18 protein-coding genes are annotated in these 20,996 nt (G+C 72.6%); 9 read left to right on the forward strand and 9 right to left on the reverse strand.

The annotated features are described in order from the left end of the window. Positions 1 to 68 precede the first annotated feature (68 nt). Positions 69 to 1,571: an SCO6880 family protein gene (locus AC5R91_RS19785; protein ID WP_495392819.1), complete on the forward strand. Its 1,503-nt coding sequence runs from the start codon at positions 69 to 71 to the stop codon at positions 1,569 to 1,571. After that, complete coding sequence (locus AC5R91_RS19790; RefSeq protein WP_495392820.1) at positions 1,571 to 3,682, forward strand: putative type IV secretion/conjugal transfer ATPase; 2,112 nt, start codon at positions 1,571 to 1,573, stop codon at positions 3,680 to 3,682. Before AC5R91_RS19785 ends, AC5R91_RS19790 begins: the two co-directional genes overlap by 1 nt. Here AC5R91_RS19790 and AC5R91_RS19795 read toward each other — a convergent pair. Beyond that, complete coding sequence (locus AC5R91_RS19795; RefSeq protein ID WP_495392821.1) at positions 3,649 to 4,611, reverse strand: SCO6745 family protein; 963 nt, start codon at positions 4,609 to 4,611, stop codon at positions 3,649 to 3,651. The genes AC5R91_RS19790 and AC5R91_RS19795 overlap by 34 nt on opposite strands. Before the next feature lie 240 nt (positions 4,612 to 4,851). Then, on the reverse strand, positions 4,852 to 5,394 hold the full coding sequence (locus AC5R91_RS19800) for a YbhB/YbcL family Raf kinase inhibitor-like protein (protein ID WP_495392822.1): 543 nt from the start codon (positions 5,392 to 5,394) through the stop codon (positions 4,852 to 4,854). Positions 5,395 to 5,544: 150 nt separating this feature from the next. Here AC5R91_RS19800 and AC5R91_RS19805 point away from each other — a divergent pair, with 150 nt between their 5' ends. After that, positions 5,545 to 5,883: a P-II family nitrogen regulator gene (locus tag AC5R91_RS19805; protein WP_495392823.1), complete on the forward strand. Its 339-nt coding sequence runs from the start codon at positions 5,545 to 5,547 to the stop codon at positions 5,881 to 5,883. Positions 5,884 to 6,461: 578 nt separating this feature from the next. On the opposite strand, the gene AC5R91_RS19810 is transcribed toward AC5R91_RS19805, so the two are convergent. Next, the gene (locus tag AC5R91_RS19810; RefSeq protein ID WP_495392824.1) at positions 6,462 to 7,391 is read right to left on the reverse strand and encodes a DedA family protein; all 930 of its coding nucleotides are present in this window, start codon (positions 7,389 to 7,391) and stop codon (positions 6,462 to 6,464) included. 552 nt (positions 7,392 to 7,943) lie between these two features. Here AC5R91_RS19810 and AC5R91_RS19815 point away from each other — a divergent pair. Further along, entirely contained in the window at positions 7,944 to 9,155 is a 1,212-nt protein-coding gene (locus tag AC5R91_RS19815; RefSeq protein WP_495392825.1) for a lipase family protein, read from the forward strand. Positions 9,156 to 11,992: 2,837 nt separating this feature from the next. Here AC5R91_RS19815 and AC5R91_RS19820 read toward each other — a convergent pair. Beyond that, a complete protein-coding gene (locus AC5R91_RS19820; RefSeq protein ID WP_495392826.1) occupies positions 11,993 to 12,631 on the reverse strand; it encodes a TetR/AcrR family transcriptional regulator in 639 nt (212 codons plus the stop codon). Between the two features lie 155 nt (positions 12,632 to 12,786). Here AC5R91_RS19820 and AC5R91_RS19825 point away from each other — a divergent pair, with 155 nt between their 5' ends. The 4 genes from AC5R91_RS19825 (at position 12,787) to AC5R91_RS19840 (ending at position 16,848) form a co-directional block, all read left to right on the forward strand. After that, the gene (locus tag AC5R91_RS19825; RefSeq protein WP_495392827.1) at positions 12,787 to 13,215 is read left to right on the forward strand and encodes an organic hydroperoxide resistance protein; all 429 of its coding nucleotides are present in this window, start codon (positions 12,787 to 12,789) and stop codon (positions 13,213 to 13,215) included. A 258-nt stretch (positions 13,216 to 13,473) separates the two neighbouring features. Next, positions 13,474 to 14,889, forward strand: a complete 1,416-nt coding sequence (locus AC5R91_RS19830) for a glycosyltransferase family 4 protein (RefSeq protein WP_495392828.1) — start codon at positions 13,474 to 13,476, stop codon at positions 14,887 to 14,889. 11 nt (positions 14,890 to 14,900) lie between these two features. Then, positions 14,901 to 15,632 (forward strand): class I SAM-dependent methyltransferase, encoded by a 732-nt coding sequence (locus AC5R91_RS19835; protein ID WP_495392829.1) that lies wholly within the window; start codon positions 14,901 to 14,903, stop codon positions 15,630 to 15,632. After that, positions 15,619 to 16,848, forward strand: coding sequence for a hypothetical protein (locus tag AC5R91_RS19840; protein ID WP_495392830.1), 1,230 nt, complete (start codon positions 15,619 to 15,621; stop codon positions 16,846 to 16,848). The genes AC5R91_RS19835 and AC5R91_RS19840 overlap by 14 nt, the downstream gene beginning before the upstream one ends. Here AC5R91_RS19840 and AC5R91_RS19845 read toward each other — a convergent pair. Beyond that, on the reverse strand, positions 16,831 to 17,448 hold the full coding sequence (locus tag AC5R91_RS19845; protein WP_495398010.1) for a class I SAM-dependent methyltransferase: 618 nt from the start codon (positions 17,446 to 17,448) through the stop codon (positions 16,831 to 16,833). The two genes, AC5R91_RS19840 and AC5R91_RS19845, sit on opposite strands and share 18 nt — an antisense overlap. A gap of 577 nt (positions 17,449 to 18,025) precedes the next feature. Between AC5R91_RS19845 and AC5R91_RS19850 the strand changes: the two genes are divergently transcribed. Continuing rightward, entirely contained in the window at positions 18,026 to 18,436 is a 411-nt protein-coding gene (locus tag AC5R91_RS19850; protein WP_495392831.1) for a hypothetical protein, read from the forward strand. A 120-nt stretch (positions 18,437 to 18,556) separates the two neighbouring features. On the opposite strand, the gene def is transcribed toward AC5R91_RS19850, so the two are convergent. From def to AC5R91_RS19870, 4 genes are all read right to left on the reverse strand, one after another. After that, positions 18,557 to 19,231, reverse strand: a complete 675-nt coding sequence (gene def, locus AC5R91_RS19855; RefSeq protein ID WP_495392832.1) for a peptide deformylase — start codon at positions 19,229 to 19,231, stop codon at positions 18,557 to 18,559. A 333-nt stretch (positions 19,232 to 19,564) separates the two neighbouring features. After that, positions 19,565 to 19,801 (reverse strand): hypothetical protein, encoded by a 237-nt coding sequence (locus tag AC5R91_RS19860; protein ID WP_495392833.1) that lies wholly within the window; start codon positions 19,799 to 19,801, stop codon positions 19,565 to 19,567. A 222-nt stretch (positions 19,802 to 20,023) separates the two neighbouring features. After that, positions 20,024 to 20,401 (reverse strand): roadblock/LC7 domain-containing protein, encoded by a 378-nt coding sequence (locus AC5R91_RS19865; protein WP_495392834.1) that lies wholly within the window; start codon positions 20,399 to 20,401, stop codon positions 20,024 to 20,026. A 98-nt stretch (positions 20,402 to 20,499) separates the two neighbouring features. Continuing rightward, complete coding sequence (locus tag AC5R91_RS19870) at positions 20,500 to 20,865, reverse strand: hypothetical protein (protein WP_495392835.1); 366 nt, start codon at positions 20,863 to 20,865, stop codon at positions 20,500 to 20,502. Between the last annotated feature and the right edge of the window lie 131 nt (positions 20,866 to 20,996).

Raw genomic sequence — 20,996 nt, forward strand, 5'->3', positions numbered from 1 at the left:
TGCGAACAGGCCGCAGCGTGCGGGCGGCCGGCACCACGCAGAAGATCAATCGGCGAGTGAGGTAGTAGATGGTCGCGGAACGCAGCTATCGGTTCGGACCGCTCGAACGCGGCGGCGTCATGCTCGGCATGCGCTGGCCGCAGCTCGCTCTGATGATCGGCGTGATGCTCTGCGTCCTCGGCGCCCTCCGGTCACCGTTGGTAGCCATTCCGATCTGGGTGCTGCTCGCGGTGGCCCTGCTGTTCGTCGCCTTCGTCCGGGTGGAGGATCGTAACCTCGACCAGTGGGTGCCGATCCTTTTCGGCTTCACGATGCAGAAGGTGACGGGCGAGACGGTGTTCCGTGGCGCGTTCTTCCGGCTCGGCGCCGGGGAGGACCAGCTCAGCCGCACGGTCCTTCCCGGGCCGCTGTCCTCCCTGGTGATGTTGTCCGTCCCGGTCGGTGGCGGCCGGTACGTGGCGGTGGTCAAGGACGCCAAGAAGCAGACCTACACCGCCGTCCTGCAGGTGCAGGGCAGCCAGTTCGCCCTGCTGGAGTCCGGTGACCAGCAGGCCCGGGTCGACGCCTGGGGTGAGCTGCTGGCCGGGTTGACGGCCGGCGGCGGCAAGCTGTCCCGCATCCAGTGGCTGGAGCGCACCCTGCCCGATTCCGGGGACCAGCTCCAGCGCCACTGGCGGGTGCGCGGCCACCACGACGACTCCTGGGCCGCGGATGCCTACCAGCAGGTCATCGACGCCGCCGGTCCCGTCGCCCAGCGGCACGAGACGTACCTGTCGTTCCAACTGCGCGCCAAGGACGCCCGCCGGGCGATCCAGCGGGCGGGCGGCGGCGACCAGGCGGCCTGCGCGGTCCTGCTCGGCGAGCTGCGCACGATGGAGGCTGCGCTCGCCCGAGCGTCGATCAACACGGTTGGCTGGCTGCCCCCGCGGGCGCTGGCCGCAGTCATCCGCACGACCTACGATCCGTACTCGATCGAGATGATCGACGCTCGCGGCGGCGCGAGTACCGACCTCGCCGGCGGGTTGAAGGGCCTGGCATCCGGAATCGACCCCGCGGTAGCCGGACCAGTACGGACCATCACCGCATGGGATCACTACCGCACGGACTCGGGGTACCACACCACCTACTGGATCAACGGCTGGCCCCGGGTGCCCTCGCCCGCCGCCTTCCTCGCCCCGCTGCTGATGGAGACGACCTGCCGGCGCACGGTGTCGCTGGTCGTGGAGCCGCTGCCCGGCCGGAAGGCGGAGAAGGCGGTGAACCGGCGGCGGATGGCGCACCTCGGCGAACAGCAGATGCGGGACAAGGTCGGCAAGGTCACGACGCAGCGGGACGTCGCCGAGGCCGACGAGGTGGAACGGCGCGAGCAGGAGCTGATCGCCGGTTTCGGGGCGTTCCGCTTCCACGGGTTCGTCACGGTCTCCGCTGACGATCTCGACGGCCTCGCCGACGCCTGCGGCGAGGCCGAGACGCTGGCGTCACGCAGCCGGCTGGAGATGGTGCGCCTCGTCGGGGAACAGGACCAGGGCTTCAGCGTCGGGGCCCTACCGTTGGCGGTGGGAGTGGCGTGATGAACGGCAACGGCAACGGAGCGGTCAACGGCAACGGAGCGATCCCCGATCCGGCGAGTTCGGGCGGCGGCCGTGGCGGCTTCGTACCGATCCCGGCCGCGTACCCGACGGGTGACATCGCCTCCGCGGTGGCCGGCCCCAACGGGGCCGCCCCCGAGGCCGCCTACGAGGCGAACGGGTATGGCGGCGTCGGCGACGAGGTCGGACACGACGGCCAGCCCGGACACGGCGGCCAGCCCGGATACAACAGCCAACCCGGATACAACGACGAGCCCGGGTACGACGGCCGGCCCGGGTACGACGACGAGGCGGGCTTCGAGGATGCCGGCTTCGACGAACTCGACCCGCCCAGCTACGACGAGGCCGGCTACGACCCGGACGGCTACCAGGCCGCGGCGTACGAGGCGGCCGGGCACGACCCGGGACGTGACGCCGAGGGTTTCGTCGACCTGGGTGGCGGTCCGCGCCGGCGCCGGTCGACTCCCCCGGCGGCCCCGTCGCCCCGCCGCGGCCGCCGGGCGGAACGGGCCGCCGCCGCTGCGGAGAAGGCCGCGATGCGTCGCGCCCAGGCAGCGTTGCGCCGCGGGGCGCAGCCCTCGAAGCTGCTCGGCCCCTTCGCCGGGCGCGCCTACCACAAAATGCGACTGCCCGCGCATATGGAGACGACCGCGCAGATCGCCGGTATCTACCCGTTCGTGGTCGACTCCGGGCTGGCCGCGCCTGGGATGTACATCGGCCGGCACGTCTGGTCGGGGAACTCGTTCGATTTCGACGTCTTCGAGCTGTACCGCCAGCAGGTCATCGAGAACCCGAACTTCGCCGTGTTCGGCGCGGTCGGTTCCCGCAAGTCGGCCCTGCTCAAGACGCTGATCTCCCGCGGCGCGGCGTTCGGCTACCAGGCTGCGGTGCCCTGTGATCCCAAGGGCGAGTACACCCGGCTGGCTCGCCGGCTCGGGTGCGAGCCCACCTACATCGGTCCGGGCATGGCGACCCGGCTCAACCCGCTGGACGCGCCGCCGCGCCCGATGGGCATTGCCGACGCGGACTGGGCGCGGGAGGTCAAGCGGGCCAGGTCGTCGCTGCTGTCGTCGCTGATCGAGACGGCGAAGGGCGTGCCGCTGACCCCGGCCGAGCACACCGCCGTGGACCTCGCCCTCGACGTCGTCACCCGGCAGATCAGCGGGGCGTCGCCGGAACGCTGGGCGACCCCGCTGCTCCCGCACGTCCTGGAGGCGATGACCGATCCCACCGACGAGGACTGCGTCAACCTTCCGATGACGGCCACCGAGCTGCGCGACGCCTCCCGGGACGCCACCCTGACGCTGCGCCGGCTCACCCACGGCGCGCTCGGCGGCCTGTTCGACGGGCCGACGACCTCCCCACTGGATTTCGACCGGCCGATCGCCGTGCTCAACCTGGAGCGGGTCCAGGGCAGCGACGAGATGATCGCGCTGATCATGACCTGTGCGCAGGCGTGGATGGAAGCGGCCCTGATGCGCCAGGACGGCGTCCAGCGCTACGTCGTCTACGACGAGTGCTGGCGGCTGATGCGTTTCGCCGGGCTCGTCCGCCGGCTCTCGGCGCAGCAGAAGCTCGCCCGCCAGTGGGGCTGTGCCAACGCGATCGTCGCCCATCGCATCTCCGACCTGCTGTCCGCCTCTCCGGACTCGGTGGAGATCGCCAAGGGTCTGCTCGCCGAGACCGCGATCCGCATCCTGTACAAGCAGGCGTCCGACCAGATCGCCGACACCCAGGAGGCCCTCGGGCTCACCGACGTCGCCGCCGACCTGCTGCCGCGGCTCGATCCGGGCTTCGCGCTGTGGCTCATCGGCGCCCGTGCCTTCTACGTCGAGCACGTGGTCGGCGACCTGGAGATCCCGGTGGTCCTGAACGGGTCGAAGATGCACGGCGAGGTCGACGACACCAACCTGACCCCGGCCGACCTCGACCCGGCGGAGCTGGACCCGCCGGATCTCGGTCCGGGTCGGCTGCGCCGCGGCGTCGCCGAAGGCGTCGCCGACGACGTGGAGTTCGACGGCGGCGCGTTCGGCGAGGAGCCGTTCACCGGAGGCCATGGCTACCCCTCGGTCGAGCCCAGCTCCACCGGCTGACGCAGGTCCACCATCGCCCGCTCGGAGGACGGCGGCCAGTCCAACCCGATGGGGTTGGGCCAGGTGAACCCGCCGCCCAGCGCCACCCGCTCGGCGAGCCCGTACAGCGTTGCGTACAGGTCACCGAGCTCCGCCGCGCTCAGTGCCAGGTAGGGGGTCGAGGCCAACTGGTCGGTGGCGTCCTCGATCCCGGCCCGAGCCTGGGCCCCGAGCTCGGTCAGCGCGCCGTCGGCGGTGAGCCAACCCCGCGCGGCAAGGTTGTGGACCGCGTCCGCCCACTCCCGCTCGTTCCAGCCGCGCGAGATCCGTAGCTGCTCATCGGGGCTGCGCCCGGTGGCCGCGGCGAGGACCAGCGCCTCGCAGGGGCCGACCTCGGCGTGCACGAGGGCGGCGATGTGTCCGTCGCCGCGGTGCTCCCGCAGCGTCGTCAGCGCCTGCCAGAGCGCCAGATGTGGCTCGGCGGGAAGGGGCAGGGCGGCGTTGGCGGCGGCGAGCGGCCGCCCGGCGGTGACCGCGGCCGCCGCTGCCCGGCCGGCGAGCGCCGCGGCGCGCCGCACCGCCACGCCCGTCGTGTCCAGCCCCCACAGCTCGCGCAGGACCGCGTCCATCGCCGCGAGGCGGGCGTCGAGCAGCCGGGCCGGCGTGGAGTAGGCCCAGACGTCGGGCACCGAGCGCGCGATCCGGCGCGGCGCGAAGTTGTAGAAGGCCGAAGTGATCGTCGCCGCGGACGCGGCTCCGAGCGGTGCGGCCCGCATGCCGATGTACCCCATCCAGAAGCCGTGGGAGCCGGCCTCCTCCCCGAAGCGGCGGACCGCGGGGTGGAAGTAGATGACCGCGTGGACCGGCTCCCCCACCTCCCAGATCCGGCGGGCGTCATAGGCGCCGGCCGCGCCGACACCGCTCACATCCGTCTGTCTACCGTCGCCCATGCAGTTCCTCCCGAGCGTGAGTCGGTTCCAGACTCCCCCCGCACAGGGGCGGTACGCCAGGAAAAGACGTCATGACCCTCCGTCGGCCGGGGCCGACACCCCGGCCAACGGTCCGCTTCCAGCGGGAACGCGCCGGAAACGCGACGGAAATGACGGTGCTCCGGTTCCCACCCTGGTGCCGGAGGGCCGCCCGCCCCCGCCCGCCGCGTCGGCGGGGTGTGCGGCCGGGCGGGCCGATACTCAGTGCTGGTAGGTCACCCGCAGCACGGCCCGGGCGAGGGTGTGGAAGGCGAGGTTGAAGCCGACGACCGCCGGCGAGACCTCGTCGTTGATCTCCAGCTTGGGCACGTCCACCGCATGCACGGTGAACACGTAGCGGTGCGGCACGTCGCCCTGCGGGGGCGCGGCGCCGCCGTACTCCTTGGTACCCCAGTCGTTGCGGACGTGGTAGGCCCCGGCCGGCAGGCCGGCGGACGCACCGCCGCCAGCGCCGCGCGGCAGCTCCGTCGCCGAGCCGGGAAGGTCGACCAGCACCCAGTGCCAGAAACCACTGCCGGTCGGCGCGTCCGGGTCATAGGCGGTGACGACGAAGCTCTCCGTCCCGGCGGGATGGCCGGACCACGACAACTGTGGGGAGAGGTTCGCGCCGCCGGCGTCCGTGTACACCTGGTCAAGCGGCATGACTCCGCCGTCGACGAGATCCGTGCTGGTCACGTCGAATGACGGGCGCACGGGGAGCACATCATACGGGTCGGGGGGAGTTCCGCGGTCGAGCAGGGACATCTACTATTCCTTTCGTTGCACCATCCGATGACGTTCCCGATCCGATCAGTTTGCCGATCCGCTCACCTTCCCGAGACGAAACCGTCACCTGTCGGCTCTACGCTTCCCCGCGATGAAACCTCACCCTGGAAGCGAGGACGAGAAAACTCCGTGAAACTGGTCACCGCGATCCTGCGCCCACACCGCGTCGACGACGTGCGGGCCGCCCTCGGCACCTACGGTATCCATGGTATGACCCTAAGCCAGGTGACCGGTTTCGGCACCGAGCTGTGGCGCACCGAGACATACCGCGGACGGACGTTCCACGACGAGTCGGTGAGCGCCGCGCGGATCGAGTGTGTCGTCGCCGATTCCGACGTCGAGGACGTGGTGAGCGTGATCCTGCGCTCGGCCGGGTCGACGGCGAGCGGGGCCGGGAAGATCTGGGTGCTGCCCGTCGAGACGTTGACGCGGGTGCGCACGGGCGAGCGCGGGCTCGACGCGTTGTGATCAGGGCCGCGGCCTGCTTCGAGGTCCGGTCTGAGCGAAGCGGCGAGGCGCCATGGGACGCACCGGGACAGGCGTGGTGACGTGCGCCGCAGACCGACTGGCCACCCGTTCGAGTGAGATGATCGTCACATTTAGCCGACATCGCTCACGCTACCTGCAATTCCGTACTTCGGCGAGCGATCAGCGGGGCGACAATGCCCCGTTGACCCGATACGGTTGACAGGTCCCGGCGGGTGTCCCGTCGACTCCCCCCGTATCGGCGCGGAGCCCGTCGGGACCCATCTGGCCAGGCCGTTTCCCCTTGGACCGGCGGCTTCCCGCTTGGACCGGCGGCTTCCCGCGCACTCGCGGCCTCCCCGTGGACGGACCGGCGTCGCCGCGGCGTCGCACTCCGCGGAGTGCGACGCCGGCCGCCGGCAATCGCCCGGCGCGACCTTCCCGCCAAACCGACGCCGCTGCCGCCTACGCCGAGTCGCCGCCGAGGAAACGACGGTTCGGCGCGCTGTGACCCGTGTCGGATCCCTCAAAGGCACAGAGATCTTCCGGTGAAGGCGCGCGCGTGTCGGCCGCTGCCGGGCTCAGTCCCGGGCGGTCTCGCGGCGATGGGCCGCCGAGTGACGACCTCCGCCACCTCCGCCGCCTCCGCCACCGCCTCCGCCACCGCCGCCGCCGCCAACACCGCCACGGCGCAGGCGCATGGTGACGGACGGGTCTGTGCTCTGGTCCTCGCCCTGGCGCCAGCCGTCCTCGTCACCGCCGTCGGCCGGCAGACCGTCGCGGTGGGCCTGGGCCGCCACCGGAGTCCCGGCCGTCGGAGTCCCGGCCGTCGGACCGGTCGCGGCGGACCCGGCGGTCGCCCGCGCACGCTTCCGCCGGTTCCGGAGGTATTCGACGATGATCGGTACCACCGAAACCAGGACGACCAGGATGAGCATGGCCTCGATGTTGTTGCGGATGAAATCTATCTTTCCGAGATAGAAGCCGAGCAGGGTCACTCCACAGCCCCAGAGCAACCCGCCGATGATGTTGTAGATGGTGAAGACCCGGTAGTTCATCCGGCTCGCCCCGGCGATGACCGGGGTGAAGGTGCGCACGATCGGAACGAACCGGGCGAGCACGATGGAGCGCGGACCGTTCTTCGCGAAGAACACTTCCGCCTGCTCGACGTACTCCTGTTTGAACAACCGGGAATCGGGGCGCCGGAACAGCGCGGGGCCGGCCTTTCGGCCGATCAGATACCCCACCTGGTCACCCGCGATCGCCGCCAACCCGATCAGGATCATCGCGACCGGCAACGGGGTGGAGACCTCGTCCCTGGCGATCAGCATCCCCATGGTGAACAGCAGGGAGTCACCGGGCAGGAAGAACCCGATCAACAGCCCCGATTCCGCGAAGACGATCAGCAGGACGACGACCAGCCCCGCCTTGATGAGGCTGTCAGCGCTGATCGCGCTGGGGCCTAGGGCGAGCGTGCTCGACGCGAACGTGCTCGACGCGAACGTGGTCACAATCGCGGGCCTCCGACGGCTTCGGGCGACGGGTCGGACGCGTCCGTTGAGATGACGGTGACGTCCACCCCACCGCACCGGCCCCGCCTGCGGACACCGTAAGGGTATCGAGCGCCCGGGCAGCCACGACCGGCACCTGCGGGTATCCGCCCCGATCCACAGAAGGTCCACAGTTCCGGTCCACATCGGGCTCACAGATCGGCCTCGGACGGGAACCCGTCGGAAGGAGCCGTATGGCGCCGTCCCGACGGTCCGCGACTGATCCATCCGCGCGGCTCAACCCGATACGGCGAGGCTGGGAACGAGCCCGCATCGACCAAGGAGCCCATGACGGCACGGACCGCTACCTGTACGACGGAACAGGAACCATAGTCTTCATTCGTGCTTTTCTCGCGGCTCGGTCCGGACGATGATTCACCGCCTTCCACCGGACCGTGCCCGACCCGATCGGACGGCCGGGAGCACTGCTGCCGTTCCCCGGCCGCACCCGGCGCGGCCGGCCGGCCCGCACAGCGGGGGTCCGAGCGCCGATCCGGTCTCAGGGTGGTCCGCGTGCCGCTCCTGGTGCTGCTTGTGGTGCTGGGGCTGATTCCGCTGGCCGGCTGCAGCCGCCGGAGCGACGTCGACGGCGGGCAGGGCGTCGTGAGCAGCGACGACGCACCCGCGGCCGCTCAACCGACCCGGCCGCTGGGTGCCGCCGGCGAGTTGCTCTCTCGGCAGGTCGTCACACCGGCCCCGGCCGGCATCCGCGCCTGGCGGGTCACCTACTCGTCCCGGCCGACCGGCAAGGGCGCAGGTGCGGTCTCCGGCATCATTCTTGCTCCGGGTGCAGATGTTCCGGTGCCCGCCGGCGGCCGGAAGGTCGTGTCGTTCGGGCACGGTACGACCGGCATCCAGGATTCCTGTGCGCCCTCGCGCGCCCGCCCGCCGCTGGCCGCGGCCGCCTGGACGTTCCCGCTGGTCCGGGCCGGATACGTCGTCACGCTGACCGACTACGCCGGGTTGGGCGGCCCCGGCGACCATGCGATCTACGTCGCCGCCCCCGAGGGGCGGGCGGTGCTCGACGCCGCCCGCGCCGCCCGCTCCCTCACCGAGACGGGGGCCGGCCGCGACGTCGTCCTCTGGGGTTATTCACAGGGCGGGCAGGCGGTCCTGGCCGCCGGTGCGCTGGCCGCCGGCTATTCCCCGGAGCTGCGCATCCGCGGCGTGGTCGCGACCGCACCCCTGGCGAACCTGCCCGCCTCGCTCGCCACGCTGCAGCGCGGCGCCGACGGCGTCGGATACCTGCTGCTGGCGATGATCGGGTTGTCCGTCGACGATCCGCGGATCGACCTGGACCGCTACCTGACCTCGACCGGCCGGCGGCTGCTGGCGGTCGCGCGCACCCGGTGCGCCGGCGAGGTGACCAAGGCGAGCGTCGGCTCGTCGATCCGCACGGCCTTCACCGCGGATCCGCTCACGCACCCGCCGTTCGCCGCCGGATTCGCGCGGCAGCGGGACGAGATCATGCGACGAATGGCTCCCACGCTCATCCTTCAGGGTGACCGCGACGAGATCATTCGACAGCCGGTCACCGACGGCGTGGTCCATCGGCTGTGCGGCGAGGGCACGACGGTGGACTACCGGCGCTACCCGCTGGCCGACCATGGCTCGATCCTCGGCGCGTCGATGAACGACCTGATGGGATGGGTCGCGCAACGCTTCGCCGCCCGCCCGCCGGTAGTCGCCGACATCTGCCCACTCGGCGCGGCCGCCCGCAGGTAGACCCTGTGGAAAACCTCGGGGTGCCCCACTGACGGTCACGGTTGGATCGGTGCACGGTCCCCACGCGGGATCGGCGTCCGCCTGCTGACCATGGGTGCCCACCCCCGATGACCATGCCGCGCCGAGCCCGACGAGTACCCCGCCGCACGGTGACCACCCTTGCCGCAGGGGAGGACAGACGATGCCCACCACGGAGCTGGGGACAGGCTCGCAGGGGGCTCGGCGGTACCAAGTCCGGCCGCGCCTGTGGACACCGTCCAGGCAAGGCGGCGGCGCCCCGGCCGGCGGCGGCCGGCGCCGCACCGTTCCAGTCCACGGTGCCCACGGATGACCTGTGGATTTCCGGGCCGGTGGGTCTCGGGCTCCAACCCGGGTAACCGTTCGAGGAAACGACCATGACCGGTCGGGGCGACGGCAGGTTCCGCGCCCGCACTGCTGTGGACAGGTACCCGATGGATCGCGAACGCGACTTCTGCCCGGGCACGCGACCCCGTCGGGGTCAGCGTCCGGTCCCTGCACGATGCCCGGTGCCGAGCCCCGTCGCAGCAGGAGGGGAGCCCGGAAAGGCGACCGTGGCGCGCCCTTCGCCACGTGTTCGCTCGACCCTGTGGATAAGGCCCGACCGTTACCCACGCTGCTCATTGGTGGGCATGGTGTCCAGCACAGTGCCCCTCTTCGAGGCTGGTCGGGAGGGGGCGGGAAGTTATCCACAGGACGCGTGGCGTGCGACCGAGGGTGGATCCCGGGGCCCGTCTGGCGACCGGCAACGGCCGCCGACCTCCCTGTGCATAACCGAGATAGTCCCTGGTCAGCGGGGCTGTGCGGAGCTTGAGGCGCGGTTCTGGCCATGGGCATGGCCGGTCCGCACGGGTGCCCTCCCCGCGCACCGATGAGCAGGGCCGGTGCCCATCGCCGGTCATGCCGACGCCCGCGGACCCGACACCGCCTGTGCGCTGGACGCGCGGGGCTCCCGCCGGACACCGGGCCGCCCGGTGGAGCGCGCGCTCCCGGAGGCAGGCGGCGCCGACGGTCACCGTCGCCCTGTGGACAGCTCGGTCCCCCGCGTCGGGTCGGTGTGCTCACGCGATCATCCGCCGCTGCCGGCGGTGGAAACACGATGCCCGCGGACCGGGGCCCGGTCGGCGGGGGCGCTCTCCCTGCGGGGGGAGCCTGTGGAAACACGATGCCCATGGACGGGGGCGGGGGTGGGGGTGGGCGCCGTCGCTACCCGCGAGGGATCTGTGGACAGCACGATGCCCATGGACGGTGTGCTGGCGCCGGTGCAGGTCGTCCGCAGGCGGGCGCGGAAGGCGGCTGTGGATGGTGTACGTCCGGCCGCGCCCCCTCGACGTTCGTCCCCAGGCGCCGGGGAACGACGATGCCCACCGGAGAGCTGGGGACAACCGCTGCGCGGCCCATCCCGGGTTCCCGGACGCCATCCGTGACCCCGCGCACTCGCCAGAGGTTCGGACACCGTGGCCGCGCCCGCGGGTTTCCGGCAGGCACACCCGGGGTGGTCATGGGTGGACGTCGGGCCGACCCGGCAGCGCGCTGCACGGTGCCCACGGGAGATCCGCGGCCGCCGCGGCCCCGGCCGCACCGGTGGACACCGTCGCCGGCGTGGCGGTGACGACGGGGTCGGATCCCCGCGACGGCGCCGATTTGCCCACGGTGCCCACGGAGGGTGTGTGGATTTCTCGGCTGGCGGTCGTCGGGGCCCAAGGGGGGTAAGCGTCCGAGGAGACGACCATGACCGCCCGGGGCGCCGGCCGGATCGGTGCTCGCCTGCTGTGGACGGGTGCCCTGCGGGTGGCGCCCGCGACTCCCGGTCGGCCCAGCGCAGGTCGTGGATGGTCAGCGGCCGCGCCTGGCACGATGCCCGCGCCATGGCCCCGTCGAGCTGGACAGGAACCTCGAGGGACGACCGTCGAGCACCGTTCGCCGCGCGGACCTGCGCCCCTGTGGACAGCGTCGAACCGTCGACCACGATGACCATAGTTGGTCATCGTGTGCGGCACGGTGCTCCTCATCGAGGAGGGTGGCGGACGCGCCGAGCGTTATCCACAGGCGGCACGGAAGGCAGCCGGCGGTGACCGTCAAGGAACGTCCCCAGCGACCGTGACGGCCGGTACTTCGCCTGTGGAAAACCCGGGAATCTCCTGGTCAGGGAGCTGATCGCGGCTGCGCTCGCGGACGTGACCGTGGGCACCGAGCGATCCGGACGGGTGCCCTCCCCGCGCACCGGTGATCGAGGGCGCTGCTCATGGACGACCATCCCGGCTCCGGGGGATGCATCGCCGCACGGGTGGAACGCGCACGCCCCCTTGCGGACACCGGCGGCGCCTGTGGACAGCGCATGCCCTGAGCCACGATCAGCGCCGATGGTCACCGCTCCCCCTGTGGATGGCCCACCGGGCGGTACTGGAGGCGGCGTGCTCGCGCGACGCCTGGGCGCGTCGAGCAGTGGGCAGCACGATGCCCGCCCGTGGGTGCCAGTCGGCGGCGACGCTGTCCCCCAGGCGACGCTGTCCCCCAGGCGACGCTGTCCCCCAAGGGAGACGGCTGTGGACAACGCGGCGCGGGCCGGCACGGTGACCACCGTCCCCCGCGATCCACCGTGCCTCGGCCGGGGGAGGCAGCACTCGGCGGACGGACGGACGGGCCGGCGGACGGACGGCGCTGAGTCGACGCCGCGCCCGCGAACGGGACGCGGACGGGGCTGCTCAGCGGACGGGGTTCAGCGGACAGGGTTCGGCGGACGGCGCTGTTCGGCGGACGGTGCCCGGCGGACGCCGCCCAGCGGGAGGGGTCCAGCGGGAGGGTCCGGCGGGAGGGGCTCAGCAGGAGGGGCTGGAGCGCGCCACGGTGACCGGCTGGACGGCCGCGACGCAGAAGTCGACGAGACGGCCGTGGAAGGCGGGATCGTCGATGGGCTGGCGGGCGCCACCGAAGGCGTGCCGGGCCAGCAGGGCGCCCAGGAAGGCCCCCGCGGCGAGGTCGGTGTCGAGGTCGGCACGGGCCTCGCCCCGGGAGACGGCGTCGTGCAGGGCGTCCTCGATGGCGGCCGCACAGCGGTCGACCGACTCGCGGCGGAAGGCCGCGTACATCGCGGGGAAGCGGCGCAGTTCGGCCATGCACCGGGCGAGGATCGACAGCCGGGGCTCGGTGAACACCGCGTCGACGTAGGGCGCCAGGTGCAGCAGGTCCGCACGCAGCGACCCGGTGCGCGGGGGCACGAGCCCCGCCGCCAGGGTCCCGAGCGCGTGCAGGACGAGATCGTCGCGGGCCGGCCAGCGCACGTAGATGCCACGCTTGGCGACGCCGGCGCGGGCCGCGACCCGGTTCACGCTGAACCCGCCGACGCCGTGCTCGGCCAGTTCGTCCACGGCGGCGGAGAGCACGCGGGTGTCGATCGTCGCGTCACGGGGGCGTCCCCGCCGCGGCCGGTCGAGCTGCCCGCTCTCCTCCTGCACCATCCGCTCAGGCTAAGCGGGAAACGTGGGTGTGGACCGCGAATATTTAGGGCACCAGCGTGGTTGCGTAAATCTGACAGGCTCCACGGAGCTCCGACAGCCCGCGTCGCGATCGGACGGTACCCGTCCGGCGACGCACAGCATGACACGGAGGCGACATGGCGACCACGATCTACTCGGCGACCTCGACCGCTTGGGGCGGCCGCGAGGGGCGGGTGGCATCCAGCGACAACCGGGTGGACCTCCAGCTCTCCATCCCGAAGGGAGTGGGCGGCGACGACGGGCCGGGGACGAACCCGGAGCAGCTCTTCGCCACCGGCTACGCGGCGTGCTTCCACAGCGCGCTCAAGGCCGTCGCCCGGGGCAAGAAGGCCGACGTCACCGACTCGGCGGTGTCGGTGACCATCGAGCTGCTCCGGGACGACGATGGCGCCGTCGGCCTGGGCGCGAGGATCGAGGCGCAGATCCCGGGGCTCGAGCGGGCCACCGCCCAGGAACTGCTCGAAGCGGCGCACGCGATGTGCCCGTACTCCCGCGCCACGAAGGGCAACATCCCCTCCGAGGTCGTCCTTGTGGACAACGACTGACCGAACCGTCCGGTAGTCCACAGCCGGGCCCGCGGTCCCCGCGGTCCGTCGGGTCCGCGCGTCCCTGTGACGTGTGTCCCGGCGGATCCGCAGGTCGACGCGCCCCCGTGGCCGGCCGGCCCGCAATCCGGCCGGCCACGGGCGGCGCATGCGAACACAGTGAAGATCGGACCTCAATGTCCTAATGTGCGAAAGAAGCGGCGCCACCCTCGACGTCGAGGGACCAGGACTGGCCCGAAACGGACGGAGGGCGCACAGTTGCGGATTGCGTTGTTGTCGTACCGGAGCCTGCCCACGTGCGGTGGCCAGGGCGTGTACGTCCGACATCTGTCCCGCGAACTGGTCGCCCTGGGGCACCACGTGCAGGTGCTCAGCGGGCCGCCGTACCCCGACCTCGACGACGGGGTCGATCTCACCGAGCTGCCGAGCCTGGACCTCTACCGCGACTCGGACCCGTTCCGCTGGCCGGGCCTGGCGGAGCTCCGCGCGCTGCCCGACGTCGTCGAGTTCGGGATGATGCGGACCGGGCAGTTCTCCGAGCCGCTGTCGTTCAGCCTGCGCGCCTACCAGGCGCTGCGGCCCCGGGCGGCCGGTGGGCGGCCGCCGTTCGACATCGTCCATGACAACCAGGGGCTCGGCTACGGGCTGCTGGCGCTGCGGGCGGCGCTGCGTCCCTACCGGATCCCGGTGGTGAGCACCGTGCACCACCCGATCACCGTCGACCGCCGGCTGAGTCTGGCCGCGGCGTCGAGCTTCACCGCCCGGGTGGGGCTGCGGCGGTGGTACTCGTTCCTGCCGATGCAGGCCCGGGTGGCGCGGCGGCTGGACGGCATCGTCATCCCCTCCGAGAGTTCGCGGCGCGAGATCATCGCCGACATGGACCTGCCGTCGGAGGTCATGCACACGGTGCCCCTCGGGGTCGACTCCGACGTCTTCACGCCCGCGCCCGCCGGCACGCCCCCCGTCCCCGGCCGCATCGTGGTCGTGACCAGCGCGGATGTGCCGCTCAAGGGCCTGGGAGTGCTGCTGGAGGCGCTGGCCAAGCTGCGCTCCGAGCGCGCCGCGCACCTGGTCTGCATCGGCAAGGTCCGCGAGGGCGGGCAGGCCCAGCGCCGGGTGACCGAACTGGGCCTGGGCGATGCGGTGACGTTCCGTTCCAACGTGCCGGAGCAGGAGCTGATCGAGCTGCTGCGCTCCGCCGAGGTCGCGGTCGTCCCCTCCCTGTACGAGGGGTTCAGCCTGCCCGCGGTGGAGGAGATGGCCTGCGGCATTCCGCTGATCGCGACGACCGCCGGGGCACTGCCCGAGGTGGCCGGCGCCGACGGCGAGGCAGCCCTGCTGGTCCCTCCGGGAGATCCGGACGCGCTGGCCGGGGCCATCGGCACACTGCTCGACGACCCGGCGCGTCGCGCCCGCATGGGGGCCGCCGGGCGGCGCCGGGTGGAGGAGCGGTTCTCCTGGCGGGCGGCGAGTGCCGCGACCGCGGCCTGGTACGCCGAGCGGATCGCGGCGGTGGGCGGGACGCCGAGCTCGCCCTACCCGGGCTCGTCCTGGTCGTGGGCGCCGCCGACAGCCGCCTCCTGGCCGGCCGGGCTGGCCTCCGCCGGCACGCCCGCCCCGGCGTCGGCACCGGGCGCTGCGAACTCGTCGGCGTCGCCGACGCTCGCCGGCTGAGCCCGCGCCGCATGCTCACCGTCGACTTCGATCGTTTTCCCGTACCCGCAGGCTGCCGGCTGCTCGACCTGGGCTGCGGGGCCGGGCGCCACTCCTTCGAGGCGTTCCGGCGCGGCGCCGACGTCGTCGCGCTGGACTACTCCCTCGACGAGGTCGGCGGTGTGAACGCGATGCTCGCCGCGATGGCCCTGGAGGGGCAGGCGCCGGCCACGGCACGGGCCGCCGGGGTGCGCGGCGACGCGCTCGCCCTGCCGTTCGCGGACGCCACCTTCGACCGGGTCATCATCGCCGAGGTCCTCGAGCACCTGCCCGCCGACACGGCGGCGATGGCGGAGATCGCCCGGGTGCTGCGGCCCGGCGGCTGGGTGGCGGTCACCGTCCCCAACCGCCTGCCCGAGCAGGTGTGCTGGAGCCTGTCGACGGCGTACCACACCGTCGAGGGCGGTCACATCCGCATCTATCGGCAGTCCGAGCTGCGCGAGCGGCTGACCGCCGTCGGGCTGGAGCCGATCGGCACCCACTTCGCCCACGCCCTGCACGCGCCGTACTGGTGGCTGCGGTGTCTCGTTGGTGTCCATGACGACGACCATCCGGCGACGCGCCTTTACCACCGGCTGCTGGTGTGGGACATGATGCGCCGTCCCCAGGTCACGCGGCTCGCCGAACGGATCCTCAATCCGGTCATCGGCAAGAGCATCGTCCTGTACCTACGAAAACCGGAGGTAGCGCGTGCGGTCGGTTGAGTCTGCACCGGTGTTGACCCCCGAGGCGCTCACCGCGACCGCGACCGCGATCGCCGCCGTCCAGGAACCGGACGGCGCCATCCCCTGGTATCCCGGCGGCCACACCGACCCCTGGGACCATCTCGAGTGCGCCATGGCGCTCGACCTCGGCGGACTCGTCGACGCGGCCGACGCGGCCTGGGCCTGGCTGCGCCGCAACCAGCGGGCCGACGGCTCGTGGGCGACCAGCCACGTGGCCGGGGCGGTCAAGGAGGACTTCGCCGACAGCAACCAGTGCGCCTACGTGGCGACGGCTGCCTGGCACCGCTGGCTGCTCACCGGGGACCGCGCCTTCGCCGCCGGGATCTGGCCGGTCGTCCGCCGGGCGCTCGACTTCGTCGTGGACATGCAGGCCCCCAGCGGCCAGATCTGGTGGGCCCGGGGGTCGGACGGCGTCGACTATCCCGAGTCGCTGCTCACCGGCTGCTCGAGCACCCTGCACAGCCTGCGGTGCGGGATGGCGCTCGCCGCGCTCGTCGGCGAGGTGCCGCCGGCCTGGGAGCGGGCGACCGGCGCGCTGCATCACGCGCTGGTCGCGCACCCCGAGTACTTCGCACCGCGCGACCGCTGGTCGATGGACTGGTACTACCCGGTGATCGGCGGGGCGCTGCGCCGCTCCGCCGGCCGGGCCAGGCTCGCCGCTCGCTGGGACGACTTCGTCGTCGACGGCCTGGGGATCCGCTGCGTGGACGACGAGCCCTGGGTGACCGGCGCGGAGACCTGCGAACTAGCGATCGCCCTGCACCTGGTCGGCGAGACGGCCGCCGCGGCCAAGCTGGTCGCGGACATGCAGCACCTGCGCCACGACGACGGCGGCTACTGGACGGGCTGGCAGTTCGCCAACCGCACGTTCTGGCCGGTCGAACGTTCGACGTGGACCGCCGCGGCGGTGATCCTCGCGGCCGACACGCTGGCCGGCGGGGTCACCGAGACGCTGTTCCGCGGGGACGACCTGCCGGCTGGGCTGCACCCACCGTTCGACGGCCGGACCCACGCCGACGCGCGCCGCTCCCGCAGGGAGCCGCGCCCGCCCGACCAGCGTCCGGCGCCCGACGGCGACCCGCTGGCGACACCGGACTGCGCACCACCGGCGGCACCGGCGGCGGAAGGCGGGCCGGTGCCGGCCGCAACGGTCGCGGGGCCGGCGTGTGGCTGCCGGTCATTCGACGCGGCGTAGCACCCGCAGCGACCCGGTCTGCGACTGCTCGCGGAAGCCCTCGTCGAGCGCGCGCAGCAGGACGTGGTACGGCGCCTGGCCGCCGTCGGCGGGATCGGGGAACACGTCGTGGATGGCCAGCAGGCCGCCGGGGGCCACGTGGCGCCCCCACGCGGAGTAGTCGGCCTGGGCCTGCTCCTCGGTGTGCCCGCCGTCGAGGAAGAGCAGCGCGACCGGGGTCGACCACCACCGCCCCACCTGTTCGGACCGCCCGACGATCGCCGTCACCACGTCCTCGACCTGGGCCTGTTCCAGCGTCCGGCGCAGGAACGGCAGCGTGTCGAGGCGGCCCGTGCGCGGATCGACCAGGGTCGTGTCGTGGTACTCCCAGCCGGCCTGGTTCTCCTCCGAACCGCGGTGATGGTCCACGGTGACCACGGTGGCGCCCGCCGCCCGGGCCGCGGCGGCCAGGTAGAGGGTGGACTTGCCGCAGTAGGTGCCGACCTCGCAGATCAGGCCGCCGGCGGGGATCGCCGTGGCCGCCGTGTACAGGGCCAGCCCCTCCTGCGGGGGCATGAAGCCCGTCGCCCCCTCGGCCACCTGCCGCAATGCCGCGTCCACCGCCGGCTCCCTTCCCTGGGTCGTCATGCCGCCGTCCCGCTTCCCGCCGGCTGGCGGGTACCGCCCGATCCGGCCGGTACCGAACTTAGTGCCCCGGGGTCGCCGACTGGCCGTCTTCCGGCGCCGGGCCGCCGGCCGCCGGCCCGGCGCAGACGGGGCGGACGTCGCCACCCGGCCGCGTCGAGCCGATGTCCGCGACCGGCAGTCGAAAAATATTTGCCCGGCCGCCCGGGATGAACTAACCTGCCTTCATGGGCATCTGAGCAGGCGTGTGAACGCCCCGGTGCACCCGCCGTCGCGGCCGGGTGGCCGATTTTCTTATCTCTCCAGCCGACGTGGGCGATTGGCCTCGTGGCGCCGAACCTCCGGCCACGTGTGACGCCATAGTGCCTGGTAGTCCTGCTGGTTCGTCCACTCGCGGACCCTCTTCCTCGCGGCGCCAACCGCCCGTCAGTGCCATTGTTCGGCGACCGGCCGGCGTTTTCCCGATGATGCTCACGTCGTTTCTCGCGTGATTTCGGGAATCGGATGTCCGCGGGTCGGCGCCGCGATTCCACGCTGCCCGAAAGGAGCACAGATGGCTGCTCGTTCCCGATCCCGAAAGCCGCACCTGCGCGACACCACCCCCACCGACCCTCGGCCGGTGGCCGGGGGAGCGGCGCCCGCGCCCGGTGCCGACCCGGCCGCGTCACCGCTCGCCAGCCCGGCCACACCAGCCGCGTCACCGCTCGCCAGCCCGGCCACACCAGCCGCGTCACCGCTTGCCGACACAGCCGCACCGCTGGTCGCCGGCCCGGCCTCGTTGCCGCTCGCCAACCCTGCTGGCGTAGCGGCGCAGGATCGCCGTTCCCGGCGGGAGCGGCGAGGGCATGGCGGGGACGACGGGGGTCCCCGGTCCGGGCCGGCTGCGCCAAGGCTGCCCGGCGCGACCGGGGCGACGGGCGTGGGCCGCAGCCCGCGGCGCTTCGCCACCCGCCGGCAGGGCTGATCCCACCGGCAGTCCGGCCCGGCCGGCACGACCGGCCGGGCCGGACTGATCTACCAGCGCGCCGGCCGAGGCCGTGGCGACGGTCTCGCGGCCGCCCCGGCGCCGCCCCGGCGCCAGCGGCTACTTGCCGAGAGTCTCGGCCACCTCGGTGCGGCGGGCGAAGACCTCCTCGGCCCGCTCCTCCATCTCCTTCAGCGCCTTCTTGCGTCCCCGGCTGGACAGCCGGTCGAGGTAGAGGCCGCCGTGCAGATGATCGGTCTCGTGCTGCAGGCACCGGGCGAAGTGGCCGGTGCCTTCCAGCCGCAGCGGCGCGCCGGTGGAGTCCTGGCCGCGGACGGCGGCGCGTTCGAGCCGGGCGACCTCCATGTAGGCGCCCGGCACGGACAGGCAGCCCTCCTCGCCCTTGACCAGCCGGCGCTCGGCGGGATCGGACTCCTCCAGCTCCGGGTTGGCGATGTGCCCCACGTGCCGGACGCCGTCGTCATCGGTGCAGTCGTAGACGAACAGAGCGGCGTCGACGTCCATCTGGTTCGCGGCGAGCCCGACCCCCTCGGCGCCGTACATCGTGGCGAACATGTCGTCGATGAGGGTGGCGAGTTCCGGGGTGCCGAACTCGGTGATCTTCCGGCAGGGTCGGTGCAGGATGGGCTCCCCGACGACCGTGATGCGCCGGATCGTGCCCCGCGCCACCTCGGGCGGGACCTCGGGATAGGCGTCGACCGGCTCTCCCAGGACCCGGACCCGCAGATCCCGTTTCTCGTTCGCCTCATCAGATCGCGCGGTACGCGAGGCCATGGCGGGCTTCTCCTTCCATCCGACCGCCGGCGCGCCCGCGCGGGCGGCGGCGCGGTGCCGGCCGGCCCACCCGCCGTCCGCCAGGCCGAACCGGGCCGCCGTCGATCCTCGACATGCTTTGCCTACGAGCTTGGCAGAGCGCTGCCGCCGTCCGCGCGACGGATCGGCGCTCCCCGGGCGAATATTTCACCGTCGGGCGGGTGGAGCGGTTCACGCGACGACGCCCGGCATGTCGGTGGCTGACCGCGGGCCGTCAGCAGAACCGGGGCGGGCCCGGCCGCGGGCCGTCAGCAGCACCGGCGGCGGGACCACGGGGGACCGGCGGCGGGACCGTCAGCGGGATGGACGGCGGCCGGCCCGGCGACTGCGGCCGAGCTGCTCCCACCAGGCGGCGAACTCCTCCTCCGCGCGGCGCTGCCGCTCCTCCCGGCATGGACGGCACTGGGTGTCCTCGGCGGCACGCTGCCCACAGGTGACGCACGTCGGCCCGGCGGCTCCGCCCATCTCGCGGTGAGCCTCCTCGACCGTCCGCCGACAGAAACAGCTCACCGACCCGAACGTGCAGGTCACCCAGGGAGACAGATTGCCGGCGCCGTGGTGTTCTGACCACGCATGGCCACAAAGTGAACACGGTTGCACGGGGGCATTCGAACACACGAACCGCCCGAGCGCATCGGCCCGAGTTGGCCATCCAAAGTTATCCACAAGCCAGGCTGGGGGGAGGCGAGGCAAGCCAGGTGAGCCCGCCGTCGGGTGACCGGCCCGGCCGGGAGCCAGGCACCCCGAGCGGGTTCAGGCGGCGAGCAGCCCGGCGAGGCGGGTCACGGCGGGCCGCGACTGCAGGTGCAGCCGTTCGAGGTCGAGACCCTCGTCGCCCAGGACGACGAGCAGTCTGGTCTCCCCGATCGCGTAGACGATGATGTGGCCGCCCTGACAACGGGTGATCACCTCACGCAGCGGCCCCATCCCGGCCTCCTGGCCGGTGGAGCGGCCGAGGCCGAGGGCGGCGGCGGCCATGGCCGCGAGTACCTCGGGTCGGACGCCGTCGGCGTCGGCGGCGACCAGCAGGCCGTCGGCGGAGGCGACGGCGCTGCTGGTGACGCCCGGAACCTGGTCCCGCAGGGCGTAGAGCTCGGCGAGTACCCCATCGGTGATCGTGCTTGTGCTCATCGATGCCTCATTTCTCCCGCCGCGGAAGTCCGCGCGGACCGACAGGTCTCACAACTCGGCGTCTGCCGACGCCGCCAGGGCCGTCAGAGCTGGCGCCGTCAGAGGTCGAGGCCGCGCGCGATGGCGCGCAGGCTGTGCCGGGCGAGCGCGAGGTTCGCCCGGGGCCGGTCCAGGGCGAGGTAGAAGAACAGCGGGCTGCCGCCACGGTGGAGCAGCCGGATCAGGTGGTACTGCTGATCGAGGGTGATGAGGATGTCCTCGATCCCCTCCTTGATTCCCAACGCGTCGAGAGTGCGGGCCTTGGCGCGCACGACGTCGGTGTTGCCGGCCGAGGCCGCCTCGAGATCGAGGGTCCGGCCGCCACCGGCGGAACCGAGCATCATTCCGCTCTCGTAATCGACGAGCGAAACACCGATCGCACCGTCGATTGTCATTGCTTCCTTGAGCGCGGTCTCGATATCCATCATGTACCCTTCAACCCGTTGACAGCATGACGCAATTACGTCGGCAGGCCATTTAGCATTCGCGTGCACGTCGGCGGGCATATCGTGTAGACGAGGCGACCGTACCTGTGCGCGAACGGATTGTCACATCG

The sequence above is a fragment of the Frankia sp. BMG5.60 genome (assembly GCF_059428125.1).

Coding starts and splice junctions, on each gene's coding strand:
- AC5R91_RS19865 (WP_495392834.1), bottom strand. CDS start 20,401: ATGAGCACAAGCACGATCACCGATGGGGTACTCGCCGAGCTCTACGCC.
- AC5R91_RS19825 (WP_495392827.1), top strand. CDS start 12,787: ATGGCGACCACGATCTACTCGGCGACCTCGACCGCTTGGGGCGGCCGC.
- AC5R91_RS19835 (WP_495392829.1), top strand. CDS start 14,901: ATGCTCACCGTCGACTTCGATCGTTTTCCCGTACCCGCAGGCTGCCGG.
- AC5R91_RS19820 (WP_495392826.1), bottom strand. CDS start 12,631: ATGGTGCAGGAGGAGAGCGGGCAGCTCGACCGGCCGCGGCGGGGACGC.
- def (WP_495392832.1), bottom strand. CDS start 19,231: ATGGCCTCGCGTACCGCGCGATCTGATGAGGCGAACGAGAAACGGGAT.
- AC5R91_RS19785 (WP_495392819.1), top strand. CDS start 69: ATGGTCGCGGAACGCAGCTATCGGTTCGGACCGCTCGAACGCGGCGGC.
- AC5R91_RS19795 (WP_495392821.1), bottom strand. CDS start 4,611: ATGGGCGACGGTAGACAGACGGATGTGAGCGGTGTCGGCGCGGCCGGC.
- AC5R91_RS19870 (WP_495392835.1), bottom strand. CDS start 20,865: ATGGATATCGAGACCGCGCTCAAGGAAGCAATGACAATCGACGGTGCG.
- AC5R91_RS19800 (WP_495392822.1), bottom strand. CDS start 5,394: ATGTCCCTGCTCGACCGCGGAACTCCCCCCGACCCGTATGATGTGCTC.
- AC5R91_RS19850 (WP_495392831.1), top strand. CDS start 18,026: ATGGCTGCTCGTTCCCGATCCCGAAAGCCGCACCTGCGCGACACCACC.
- AC5R91_RS19790 (WP_495392820.1), top strand. CDS start 1,571: ATGAACGGCAACGGCAACGGAGCGGTCAACGGCAACGGAGCGATCCCC.